9 protein-coding genes are annotated in these 12,279 nt (G+C 65.0%); 7 read left to right on the forward strand and 2 right to left on the reverse strand.

The genetic code is table 11. The features are described 5' to 3' along the window. Positions 1-61: 61 nt before the first annotated feature. The 7 genes from Q0D31_RS04265 (at position 62) to Q0D31_RS04295 (ending at position 8,328) form a co-directional block, all read left to right on the forward strand. A complete protein-coding gene (locus Q0D31_RS04265) occupies positions 62-1,651 on the forward strand; it encodes an ABC transporter substrate-binding protein (protein ID WP_291845671.1) in 1,590 nt (529 codons plus the stop codon). 97 nt (positions 1,652-1,748) lie between these two features. Further along, positions 1,749-2,729 (forward strand): ABC transporter permease, encoded by a 981-nt coding sequence (locus Q0D31_RS04270; protein ID WP_291845672.1) that lies wholly within the window; start codon positions 1,749-1,751, stop codon positions 2,727-2,729. Between the two features lie 13 nt (positions 2,730-2,742). Then, positions 2,743-3,714 carry an ABC transporter permease gene (locus Q0D31_RS04275; RefSeq protein ID WP_291845673.1) on the forward strand — a complete coding sequence of 324 codons (972 nt, stop codon included), beginning with the start codon at positions 2,743-2,745 and terminating at the stop codon, positions 3,712-3,714. Then, positions 3,711-4,709 (forward strand): ABC transporter ATP-binding protein, encoded by a 999-nt coding sequence (locus Q0D31_RS04280; RefSeq protein ID WP_291845674.1) that lies wholly within the window; start codon positions 3,711-3,713, stop codon positions 4,707-4,709. The genes Q0D31_RS04275 and Q0D31_RS04280 overlap by 4 nt, the downstream gene beginning before the upstream one ends. Further along, positions 4,706-5,707: an ABC transporter ATP-binding protein gene (locus Q0D31_RS04285; RefSeq protein ID WP_291845675.1), complete on the forward strand. Its 1,002-nt coding sequence runs from the start codon at positions 4,706-4,708 to the stop codon at positions 5,705-5,707. The genes Q0D31_RS04280 and Q0D31_RS04285 overlap by 4 nt, the downstream gene beginning before the upstream one ends. Before the next feature lie 85 nt (positions 5,708-5,792). Continuing rightward, positions 5,793-7,598, forward strand: coding sequence for a gamma-glutamyltransferase family protein (locus Q0D31_RS04290; protein ID WP_291845676.1), 1,806 nt, complete (start codon positions 5,793-5,795; stop codon positions 7,596-7,598). Positions 7,599-7,617: 19 nt separating this feature from the next. Next, on the forward strand, positions 7,618-8,328 hold the full coding sequence (locus Q0D31_RS04295) for a DUF1028 domain-containing protein (protein WP_291845677.1): 711 nt from the start codon (positions 7,618-7,620) through the stop codon (positions 8,326-8,328). Here Q0D31_RS04295 and Q0D31_RS04300 read toward each other — a convergent pair. Both Q0D31_RS04300 and Q0D31_RS04305 read right to left on the reverse strand, forming a co-directional pair. Beyond that, positions 8,325-9,068, reverse strand: coding sequence for a hypothetical protein (locus Q0D31_RS04300; RefSeq protein ID WP_291845679.1), 744 nt, complete (start codon positions 9,066-9,068; stop codon positions 8,325-8,327). The genes Q0D31_RS04295 and Q0D31_RS04300 overlap by 4 nt on opposite strands. Positions 9,069-9,110: 42 nt before the next feature. Beyond that, positions 9,111-12,206: a MexW/MexI family multidrug efflux RND transporter permease subunit gene (locus tag Q0D31_RS04305; protein WP_291845680.1), complete on the reverse strand. Its 3,096-nt coding sequence runs from the start codon at positions 12,204-12,206 to the stop codon at positions 9,111-9,113. Between the last annotated feature and the right edge of the window lie 73 nt (positions 12,207-12,279).

Genomic DNA, 12,279 nt, shown 5'->3' on the forward strand with positions numbered 1-12,279 from the left:
ATGGATCGGCAATATCAGCGGCTAGTTGCGGAAGTTGGCGATCAGCGGGGAGATCGAACATATGTTGGTACGCAAGAGTTTGCTCGCGGCGGCCACGGCGTCAGTCCTGGCGATGGCGCCGGCATCGGCCCAGAGCCTGCGCTACGCCAATCAGGGCGACCTTAAATCGCTGGACCCCTACACGTTGAACGAGAGCACGACGCACGCGCATCTCGGACAGGTGTTTGAAGGGCTGGTCGCCCGCGACAAGGATCTGAAGGTCATTCCGGGCCTGGCGGAACGCTGGGAAACCCCCGAGCCCACCCGCTGGCGGTTCCATCTGCGCAAGGGCGTGAAATTCCAGAACGGCGACCCCTTCACCGCCGACGACGTGGTGTTCTCGGCGGAACGTGTCCGCAAGAAGGGCTCGAACCTCCAGACCCGGATCGCGCCGGACGCCAAGGTGGTCAAGATCGACGACCACACCGTGGACTTCATCCTGACCACGCCCAATCCCATTCTCAATTCGCAATGGGATACCTGGTACATCATGAGCAAGAAATGGGCCGAGGCGAACAACGCCGCCGAGCCTACGCCCGCCGCGGCGACGACGCCGAGCTTTGCCTCGCTCAACGCCAACGGCACCGGCGCCTTCTCGGTCGAAAGCCACCAGCCCGGCGTCAAAACCGTTTTCAAGGCCAATCCCAACTGGTGGCGCAAGGCGGAGCACAACATCAAGGAAATCGTGTTCACGCCGATTGGTTCGGACGCCACGCGCGTGGCGGCCTTGCTGTCGGGCGAAGTCGACGTGATCGAGCCGGTTCCGATCCAGGATATCTCGCGGGTGGATTCCAGCCCGAACGCCCAGGTGATGAAGGGGCCGGAGATCCGCACCATCTTCCTCGGCATGGATCAGGTACGCGACGAGTTGCTTTATTCCAGCGTCAAGGGCAAGAACCCGTTCAAGGATGTCAGGGTGCGCGAGGCCTTCTTCAAGGCCATCGATGTCGAACTGATCAAGACCCGCGTCATGCGCGGGCTGTCGGCGCCCTCGGCGCTGATGATCGCGCCGCAACTTTTCAAGCATTCCGGTGACTTCACGCGCCCGAAATTCGATCCCGACGGCGCCAAGAAGCTGCTCGCCGATGCCGGCTATCCCGACGGTTTCGAAGTCACGATGGATTGCCCCAATGACCGCTATGTCAACGACGCCGCGATCTGCCAGGCGGTGGTCGGCATGCTGGCCCGGGTCGGCGTCAAGGTGACGCTGCTGGCCCAACCCAAGGCGCAGTATTTCGCCAAAGTGCTGAAGCCCGGCGGCTATCAGACCTCGTTCTACCTGCTCGGCTGGACCCCCGGCACGCTCGACGCCCACAACGTCCTGTTCGACATCATGGGCTGCCGCGACGACCCGAAGTCCAACCGCGGCGAGGCCAATCTCGGCGGCTATTGCAACAAGAAAGTCGACGAGCTTGCCGACAAGGTGCTGCAGGAACCCGACACCGCCAAGCGGGATCTCATGATCAAGGAAGCGTTCGAGATCGGCGCCAAGGACTTCGGATATATCCCGCTGCACCAGCAGGCGCTGGCGTGGGGCGTATCGAAGAAAGTGAAACTGAACCAGCGCGCCGACAATCAGGTCCTGCTCTACTGGGCGACCAAGCAGGACTGACCGGACCTCGACACTCCGTCCCGGCGGCCTGGCGGCTTCCGGGACATTTCGTTTCCGAACGTCTCCGCCGCGCGTAACCTAGCGGTGAAAGGAACACATGCTCGCGTTCACTTTACGCCGCGCGATCCAGGCCGTCGGCGTCATGATCGCGGTCGGCGTCATCGCTTTTTCGATGTTCCGTTTCGCCGGCGACCCCGTCAACCAGATCGTTTCCCTGGATACGCCGGCCGCCGAACGCGAGGCGGTGCGCAAGTCGCTCGGTCTCGACGATCCCGTCCCGGTGCAGTTCGCCCGCTACTTCGCCAATGCCGCGCAGTTCAAGTTCGGAGTGTCGTATCAGTTTCGCCAGCCGGTTTCGAACCTGTTGATGGAGCGGATGCCGGCGACGCTGGAACTCGCCGCCTGCGCCACGGTTTTCGCGATGGTGTTCGGCATCCTGATGGGGGTCTATTCGGCGCTGCGGCGCGACACGTTCCTCACGAAGATATTCCAGGCGGTGTCGCTGATCGGGATTTCGCTGCCGACGTTCCTGATCGGCATTCTCCTGATCTATCTGTTCTCGGTGACGCTGGGCTGGCTGCCCTCGTTCGGGCGCGGCGACGTGGTGCGGATCGGCTGGTGGACCACCGGCCTGCTCACGCTGTCCGGCCTCAAGGCGCTGATCATGCCCTCGGTCACGCTCGGCCTGTTCCAGATGACCCTGATCATGCGGCTGGTGCGGGCCGAAATGCTCGAAGTGCTCCGCACCGACTATATCCGCTTCGCCCGCGCCCGCGGCCTGACCACGCGGGCGGTTCATTTCGGTCACGCATTGAAGAACACACTGGTGCCTGTCATCACTGTCGCCGGGCTGCAGTTCGGCTCGGTCATCGCGTTCGCTATCATCACCGAAACCGTGTTCCAGTGGCCGGGCATGGGATTGCTGTTCGTGCAGGCGGTCCAGAATGTCGACATCCCGATCATGGCCGCCTACCTTTTAATGGTGTCGCTGATTTTCGTCACCATCAACCTGATCGTCGATATCCTCTACACCGTCGTCGATCCGCGCCTGCGCTCGACCCTCAGCCGTCCGGCATAGAGCGAGGCACCCGATGTCCGACGCAGTCGTCCCCGACCTGACCGAGCCGAACGCACAACGGGCGCGTGCCGGCGCCGGCTGGCTGAGCCGCGCGCTCGACAGCGACATGTTCTATTCGTTCCGCCGCTCCCGCATGACCATGGTGGCGGCCGCCGTCACCTTGACGTTCTTCCTGCTGGCGATCCTGGCGCCCCTGCTCTCGGTGCAGAACCCGTTCGATCCGGCGCAACTGCAGCTGATGAATTCTCGGATCTCGCCGCTATGGACCGCCGACGGCCAGAGCCCGTTCCTGCTCGGCACCGACGAGCAGGGCCGCGACGTGTTTTCAGCGATCCTGCACGGCCTGCGGATTTCACTCGTCGTCGGCCTGCTCGGCGTCGTGCTCGCCGGCACGCTCGGCATCACGCTCGGGCTGATCGCGGGCTATGTCGGCGGCGCGGTCGACGGACTGATCATGCGCATCGCCGACGTGCAGCTGACCTTTCCGGCGATCCTGATCGCGCTGCTGGTCAATGGCGTCGCCAAGTCCGTGTTCGGCAACCGACTCGACGCCATGAGTACGCTGGCGGTGCTGGTGGTCGCGATCGGGCTGAGCTTCTGGGTGCAATACGCCCGCACGGTGCGCGGTTCCGTCATGGTCGAGAAGAACAAGGATTATGTCGCCGCCGCCCAACTGATCGGCCTTCCCGCGCCGGTGATCATTTTCCGGCACGTGCTGCCGAACACGATGGGCCCGATCCTGGTGATCGCCACCATCAACCTAGCGCTCGCCATCATCACCGAGGCGACGCTCTCGTTCCTCGGCGCCGGCATGCCGGACACCATGCCCTCGCTCGGCACCCTGATCCGGATCGGCAACAATTACCTGTTCGCCGGCGAATGGTGGATCGTCGCCTTCCCCGGCATTGCGCTGGCGGGATTGATCCTCGCCATCAACCTGCTCGGCGACTGGCTGCGCGACGCGCTCAATCCGAAACTGCGATGACCGTTCCCGTCCTCTCCGTCCGCAACCTCGAGGTGGAATTCCTCACCCGCCGCAGCACGCTGCGCGCGATCGACGGCGTCTCCTTCGACATCGCCAAGGGCGAGGTGCTCGGCGTGGTCGGCGAATCCGGCGCCGGCAAATCGGTCACCGGCCTTGCTGTGATCGGGCTGATCGACCCGCCGGGCCGGATCGCCGGCGGCGAGATCTACCTGTCGGGGACGCGGATCGACCATCTGCCGCCGGAGGAAATCCGCCGCATTCGCGGCAAGCGGATCGGGATGATCTTCCAGGATCCGCTGACCAGCCTCAATCCGCTGTACCGGATCGGCGACCAGATCGTCGAGACGATCAAGACCCACCGCAATCTTTCCGACACCGCGGCGCGCAAGCGCGCCATCGACCTGTTGGCCGAAGTCGGCATCCCGGCGCCGGAAAAACGCATCGACGCCTACCCGCACGAATTCTCCGGCGGCATGCGCCAGCGCGTCGTCATCGCGCTTGCGATCTGCGCCGAGCCCGAGTTGATCATCGCCGACGAGCCGACCACGGCGCTCGACGTCTCGGTGCAGGCGCAGATCATTTCGCTGATCAAGCGGCTGGGGCGCGATCACGGCACCGCCGTCATGCTGGTCACCCACGACATGGGCGTGATCGCCGAAACCTCCGACCGCGTCGCCGTGATGTATTCGGGAAGGATCGCCGAGATCGGCCCGGTGCGCGACGTCGTGCAGAATCCGCTGCACCCCTACGCCAGGGGATTGATGGGCGCGATCCCGACGCTTGCGGCCGAGAACAAGCGGCTGGTGCAGATTCCAGGCTCGATGCCGCGGCTGTCGGCGATCCCGCCGGGTTGCTCGTTCAATCCACGCTGCGCACTGGCATTCGACCGCTGCCGCATCGAACGGCCGGAACCGCAAACGCAGGGCTCGCGCGCCGTGGCATGCCACCTGTTCGACCCCGCCTCGCCTGCAGCCGCACAGGAGACCGCGGCATGAGTGCGGCGGCTTTCGTCGAGGTGAAGAAGTTGCGCCGGGTGTTCGACGTCTCCAGGCCGTGGCTCAACCGCGTGCTGGAAGGCGGCGATCTGGAATTCCTTAAGGCGGTCGATGGCGTGACCTTCGACATCCGCAAGGGCGAGACCTTCGCCCTGGTCGGCGAATCCGGATCGGGCAAGACCACGGTAGCGCGCATGGTCGTGGGACTGCTGCCGCCGAGTTCCGGCGAAGTCGTCATCGACGGCGTGTCGATGACCGATGCCAAGCGATCGCAGCTCCGCCAGCGGCTGCGCCGTCGCATCCAGATGATTTTCCAGGACCCCTACGCCAGCCTCAATCCGCGCTTTCGGGTCGACGCCATCGTTTCCGAGCCGATCCGCGCCTTCGACCTGATCGAGGGCGAGCGCGAGATCCGAACGCGCGTCGGCGAATTGCTGAACCTCGTCGGCCTGCATCCCGACGACGGCCTGAAATATCCGCATGAATTCTCCGGCGGCCAGCGCCAGCGCATCGCGATCGCGCGCGCGCTCGCCTCCGAGGCCGAATTCATCGTTTGCGACGAGCCAACCTCGGCGCTCGATGTCTCGGTCCAGGCGCAGATCCTCAACCTGATGCGAGACCTGCAGGACAAGTTCGGGCTGACCTATCTTTTCATCAGCCACAACCTCGCCGTGGTCCGCCACATGGCGAGCCGCATCGGCGTGATGTATCTCGGCCGCATCGTCGAGATCGCCGAGGGGCGCGAGCTGTTCGCCAATCCGCGGATGCCCTACACGAAAATGCTGCTGGGCGCGGTTCCCGATCTGGCGATGTCCGGCCGCCAGCGAATTCCGGTCCAGGGCGAGATCCCCAATCCGATCGATCCGCCGCCCGGCTGCGCGTTCAACCCGCGCTGCCCGCTCGCCTTCGATCTCTGCCGCAGGCAGGCCCCCGAGCTGATCGACAACGTCGCCTGCCATGCCGTCAACAATCCCGCCGCGGCCACCGCGGCAGTTTGAGCACGCCCGTTCCGCCGGTTGGCAGCCAGCTCCGGCTGTGGTCAAGTGCGGACCCACAAAGGTGCCAGCACCGCATTGGACCGCCATGAGCAAGGTCAATCCCGATCCCTTCACCACCCGGCCGGAAATCGAGGGCACGTTCGGCGTCGTCACCTCGACCCACTGGATCGCGACTGCCGTCGGCATGGGCATTCTGGAAAAGGGCGGCAACGCTTTCGATGCCGGCGTTGCGACGGCCTTTACGCTGCAAGTGGTCGAACCGCACCTGAACGGCCCCGGCGGCGACGTGCCTGTTATCGTGCATGACGTCAGCCGCGGCCGCACCGAGGTGATCTGCGGCCAGGGCCCCGCGCCGGCAAAGGCGACCATCGCGCATTACCGGAGCGAAGGCCTGGTGATGGTGCCCGGCACCGGGCTGCTGGCCGCCTGCGTGCCTGGCACCTTCGAATCCTGGATGCTGCTGCTGCGCGACTACGGCACGATGCGATTGCGCGACGTGCTGGAGCCCGCGATCGCCTATGCCCGCGACGGCTATCCATTGGTCGAGCGCGCCGCGGCGACCATCCAGGTGGTCGAGCAGCTGTTCCGCAAGCACTGGACGACCTCGGCGGCGGTCTACCTGCCGAACAACCAGGTGCCGACGCCGGGTACGCTGTTCACCAACCGGCAGCTATCCGAAACCTATGCCCGCATACTCCAGGAGGCCGAGAGCGTCGGCGGCGACCGCGTCGCGCAGATCGAGCGCGCGCGCAAATCCTGGTCGCACGGCTTCGTGGCGGAGGCGATCGACACATTCTGTCGCACGCAGGAGGTCATGGACGTCAGCGGCGCGCCGCATCGCGGCGTGCTCTCCGCCGACGACATGGCGCGCTGGCAGCCGACCGTCGAAGCGCCGCTGACCTACGACTACGGCCGCTACACCGTCTGCAAGCCCGGCGTCTGGAGCCAGGGCCCCGTGATGCTGCAGCAGCTGGCGCTGTTGAAGGGATTTGAACTCGACGGGCTCGATCCCGCCGGGCCTGAATTCATCCATCTGCAGGTCGAGTGCGCCAAGCTCGCCTTCGCCGACCGCGAGAAATTCTACGGCGATCCCAAATTCAGCGATATCCCGATCACGACCCTGTTGTCGGACGCCTACAATGACGTGCGCCGCAAGCTGATCTCCAGGGACAGCGCCTCGCTCGATTTTCTCCCCGGCTCGGTCGAGGGTTTCGGCTCGGTGGTCAAGCTGCGCCGGGCGGAAGGCCATCGCGAGGCGGTCGGCGCCATGGGCGCGGGCGAGCCGACCGTCGGCCGCTTCGGCGAGGTGCGCGGCGACACCGTGCATTTCGACATCATCGACCAGGCCGGCAACATGATTTCGGCGACGCCGTCCGGCGGCTGGCTGCAATCCTCGCCGGTGATTCCCGAACTTGGCTTCTGCCTTGGCAGCCGCGCGCAGATGTTCTGGCTGGAGGAAGGCCACCCCGCGGCGCTGGCGCCGGGCAAGCGCCCGCGCACCACGCTCTCGCCCACCATGGCGCTGCGCGACGGCGAGCCCTACATGGCCTGGGGCACGCCCGGCGGCGACCAGCAGGATCAATGGACCACGCAGTTCTTCCTGCGGCATGTCCACGCCAGGCTGAACCTGCAGGAAGCCATCGACGCGCCGGCCTGGCACTCCGAACATTTCCCGATTTCGTTCTGGCCGCGCACCGCGCGCCCCGGCGTGCTCGTGGTCGAGAACCGCGTGCCCAAGGCTGCTGTCGATACCCTGAAAAGTCGCGGGCATATCGTCGAGGTCGGCCCCGACTGGTCGGAAGGCCGCCTCACCGCCGCCTCCAGGGTTGGCCGCCGCCGCCGGGCCGCCGCCAATCCGAGGGGCATGCAGGGCTACGCCGCGGGGCGATAGGCAACAGAGACAAGACAAGATGACCTGGTCGATCATCGCCCGCGACCCCGCCACCGGCCAGATCGGCATCGCGGTCGCGACCCGGTTTTTCGCGGTCGGGGCGCGGGTGCCGCATATCGCGGCCGGCTTCGGCGGCGTCGCGACGCAGGCGCTGGTCAACCCGTATTATGGCATCGACGGCTTAAGGCTGTTGCGCGAGGGGCGTTCGCCGCGCGACGTGGTGGCGACGCTGATCGCAGCCGATGACGGCCGCGAGAGCCGGCAACTTCACGTCATGGATGCGCAGGGCCGCATTGCCGCGTTCACCGGCCGCGAATGCGTCGATTGGTGCGGCCATGTCGAGGGCGGCGGTTTCTCCATCGCCGGCAACATGCTGGCCGGCAGCGCGGTGCTCGACGAGACGGCAACAACCTACGCGGCCAATCTCGCCCTGCCATTTCCGCGCCGGCTGATCGTCGCCATGCAGGCTGGTGAAGCCGCCGGCGGCGACAAGCGCGGCAAGCAGTCCGCGGCGCTGTTGATCCATGGCAAGGAGGCATGGTCCGATCTCGATCTGCGGGTGGATGACCACGCCGATCCGCTTGCCGAGCTCGAACGGCTGGAACAGGTGAGCCGCGAACGCTGGGTGCATCTGCGCGCGTTCCTGCCGACGCGCGACAACCCAGCCGGGATCACCGACCGCGCGATCATCGACGCAGGCTTTGAAGCGGACGCGCGCGCAAAGACCTAGATCACGATCTCCCGCAGCACGCGGCGGCAATCCATCTCGTATTCGAGATCAATCACCGGCGGCCGGGCGAAATGCCAGGTCAAGCCCGACCGCGCCGCGCCGCGGCGAACCATGGCCTCGGCAAGGACGGGGTGGAAATCGTGGATGGTGTAGGCTTGCACAGCCGTGGCATCCTTCCAGCCAAAGCCGAGCGCGCCCATCCGCTGTTCCATCGCGCCGACGACGTAACGCACCTTCTCCGCAATGCCGTCCGGGCTGATATCGCGGTAGCGCACCGTGCGCTCGGCATAGCTGGCGTTGCCTTCCTGCGACTCGCCGCTGCCGGCGATCACGAAGCTCGGCGCGGCGTTCTGGCTCGGCCGCGTGAACGAAAAGGCATAGAACGACGGTTCGGCCGGCGGGTCGATCTCGGGACAGACATTGCTGCGCGCGACCGGATTGGTCTTGCCGTCATAGACCCCCCACGCCGCCAATGTCTCGACGTAATGCAGGTTGAAATTGCGAAACCCTTCGTCGGTGAACGCCGCGGGCGAGCGCAGCTCGCACGCGCAGAACGACGTCAGCGGCCGGCCCGCGGCCTTGATGTAGCCTGCGATCTGCGCAAAGCCTGCGGCCAGCGGCACCGGCTTGTCGAAACGCACGCGCTCGATTTCATGACCGGGGCTGGCCGCCACGCCGCCGGAATACTGAAACACCCCCGGGATGAAGCGGAAATTGCCGGCGGAAAAATCGCTCGTCATGTTGCCCTCTATGTTTCCGCGTCGCCCGGCCCGCACACGCCGCTAGGTCACCTTGAGCCCCTGCGCTGCGTGATCGAACTCGTCGATTTCCCGTGTCCGCTGCGAGCCGGCCTTGGCGCGGTGGTCGGTGGCCATCGTCACATAGACCGCAGGCAGCACGAACAGCGTAAACAGCGTGCCGATCGACATGCCCGCGACCACGACCAGCCCGATCGAGAACCGGCTCGCCGCGCCGGCCCCGGTCGCGGTCAAAAGCGGAATCAGTCCCGTCACCATCGCCGCCGTCGTCATCAGGATCGGGCGCAACCGGATGCGGGCCGCCATCTCGATCGCCGCCCGGCGGTCGAGGCCTTCCCTGAGCTGGAGTTCGTTGGCGAACTCCACCATCAGGATGCCGTGCTTGGTGATGAGGCCGACCAGCGTCAGGAGCCCGACCTGGGTGTAGATGTTGATGGTCGCCACGCCAAAGAACAGCGGGATCAGCGCACCCACGATCGCCATGGGAACGCTGACCATGATTACCAAGGGATCGCGCAGGCTTTCGAACTGCGCCGCCAGCACCAGGAAGATGATGACCAGCGCGAAGCCGAAGGTGATCGCAAGCTGGTTGCCCTCCTTCACATACTGGCGGGAGTCGGCGAGATAGTCGTGACCGAAGCCCGCCGGCAGCTGTTTCGCCTCGCGCTCAAGGAAGTCCACCGCCTGCCCGACCGTGACGCCCGGCATCGGCACCGCCGAGAAGGTCGCGGAATTGAGCTGGTTGTAGCGCGTCAGCGCATTCGGATCGGTGCCGGTCTCGATCGTCACGATGGTCGACAGCGGCACGAGCTGCCCGGTGTTGGTCGGAACATAGTAACCGCCGAGCGCTTCCGGCGACAGCCGCATGCTGCGCGGCACCTGCGGGATCACCTGGTACGACCGACCCTCGAGATTGAAGCGGTTGACGTAGTTGCCGCCCAGCAGCGTCTGCAGCGTCGCGCCGACCTGCGACATGTTGATGCCGAGATCACTCGCCTTGGAACGGTCGATGGAGACGCGCACCACCGGCTGGTTGAAGTCGAGGTCGCTGTCGGAGACGATGAACAGCCCGCTCTTGCGCGCAGCGTCCTTCAGTTTCGCCATCTGTTCATAGACAGCCTGAAAACCGGCCGTCGAGTTGATCACCATCTGCACCGGCAAGCCGCCGGGTCCGCCCGGCAGCGGCGGCAGGTTGAACGCGAACGCCTGGACGCCCTCGATCTTGCTGAGCTCCGCCTGCACCAGCGGCTTCAGCTTGATCGAGGAGCGCTCGCGCTCGTCCCACGGCTTCAGCAGCATGCCGGCAATACCGCCCTGCGGCCCGTTGATGCCGTTCAGGACGAAGCGCAGGTCGGTTTCGGGAAATTTCTGGAACGCCTTGTCGAGCTTGTCGCCGTAGAAATCGACATAATCGATATTGGCGTATTTCGGCGCCTTGGTCACCGAGAACACGATGCCCTGGTCCTCCTCGGGCGCGAGTTCCTTGGCCGTGTTGAGATAGAGAAATCCTACCAACCCAAGCATGGTCAGCGCGAACAGCCCGGTAACCGGACGATAGTCGAGCGAGCGATCGAGCTGGCGACCGTACCAGCGCGTCATCCCGCCGAAAACGCGGTTGACCACTCTGGCGAAACGCCCCTCTTCCGCGCTCTTGAGCAAGACCGAGCACATCATCGGTGACAGCGTGAGCGCCACCACGCCCGACACGATAACGGACCCCGCCAGCGTGAAAGCGAATTCGCGGAACAGCGAGCCGGTCAATCCGCCAAGAAAGCCGATCGGCGCATACACCGCCGCCAGCGTGATCGTCATCGAAATGACGGGGCCGACGATTTCACGCGCCCCCTGCAGCGAGGCCTGCACCGGCGTCTTTCCCTCTTCCAGATGCCGGTGGATGTTCTCGACCACCACGATGGCGTCGTCGACCACGAGCCCGATCGCCAGCACCATCGCCAGCAGCGTCAACAGGTTGAAGCTGAAGCCCATCACCAGCATCAGACTGCAGACGCCGATCAATGACAGCGGAATCGTGACCACGGGAATAATGACCGAGCGGAACGAGGCCAGGAACAGGAAGATCACGGCCACGACGATCAGCACGGCTTCGGCCAGCGTCGCCTGCACCTCGTCGATCGACGATTGAATAAACTTGGTGGAATCGTAGGCCACCTTCATTTGCATCGACGGCGGCAGGTTGCGTTCGATCTCCGGTATCAGCGCGCGCACGCCCTTTACCAGCGTCAGCGGGTTGCCTTGCGGGGTAGCCTGCACACCGATAAAGATCGCCCGCTGGCCGCTGAACGCAACGCTTGCGTCGGTGCTTTGCGCGGCGAGTTCGACGGTCGCGATATCCTCGAGCCGCACGAAGCCGCCGTCCCTGGACTTGACGATCATCTTCTTGAACTGATCTAAGCTGCGCAGGTCGGTGTTGGTCTGAATGTTCGAGACGATCAGATAGCCCTTGGCCTGGCCGGCCGCGGCCTGAAAGTTGTTGGCGGCGATCGCCGCCGAAACATCGCTCGGCGACACCCCGCGCCCCGCCATCCGCAACGGATCGAGCCATAGCCGCATCGCGAAGGTCTGCCCGCCGAGGATGTCGGCGGATGCGACGCCGTCAACCGTCGACAGCACCGGCTGCACGACGCGCGTCAGATAGTCCGAAATAGCCGAACCCGAGAGCTCGTCGCTGGAGAAGCCGAGATACATCACCGCGGTGGTCTGGCCGGTCGTCTTGGTCACGATCGGATCGTTCGACTCTCTAGGTATCAGGTATCTGACGGAGTTCACCTTGGCGAGAACTTCGGTCAACGCCTGGTTCGGGTCGAAATTCAGCTTGACGTAGACCTGGATCGTGCTGGTGCCCTGGACCGACGACGAGGTGATGTAGTCCACCCCCTCGGCGGAGGCGACCGCCTGCTCGAGCGGTGTGGTGATGAAGCCCTGGATGAGGCTGGCCGATGCGCCGGGATAAACGGTGGTGACGTTGATCACCGTGTTCGACAGCTTCGGATACTGGCGGATCGGCAACACGCTGGCGGCCCGCAGGCCGATCAGCAGGATCAGCAGGCTGACGACGACCGCAAGAACCGGACGCTTGATGAAAATATCGGTAAAGGCCATCACAGATCATCCCGGTGGGTTCAGCAGTTCAAGGCGCCGTCTCGTCTCCAAGGCCGTTGCCCGTCCTGCGCTT

Source organism: Bradyrhizobium sp., from assembly GCF_022844465.1.
Classification (GTDB): domain Bacteria; phylum Pseudomonadota; class Alphaproteobacteria; order Rhizobiales; family Xanthobacteraceae; genus Bradyrhizobium.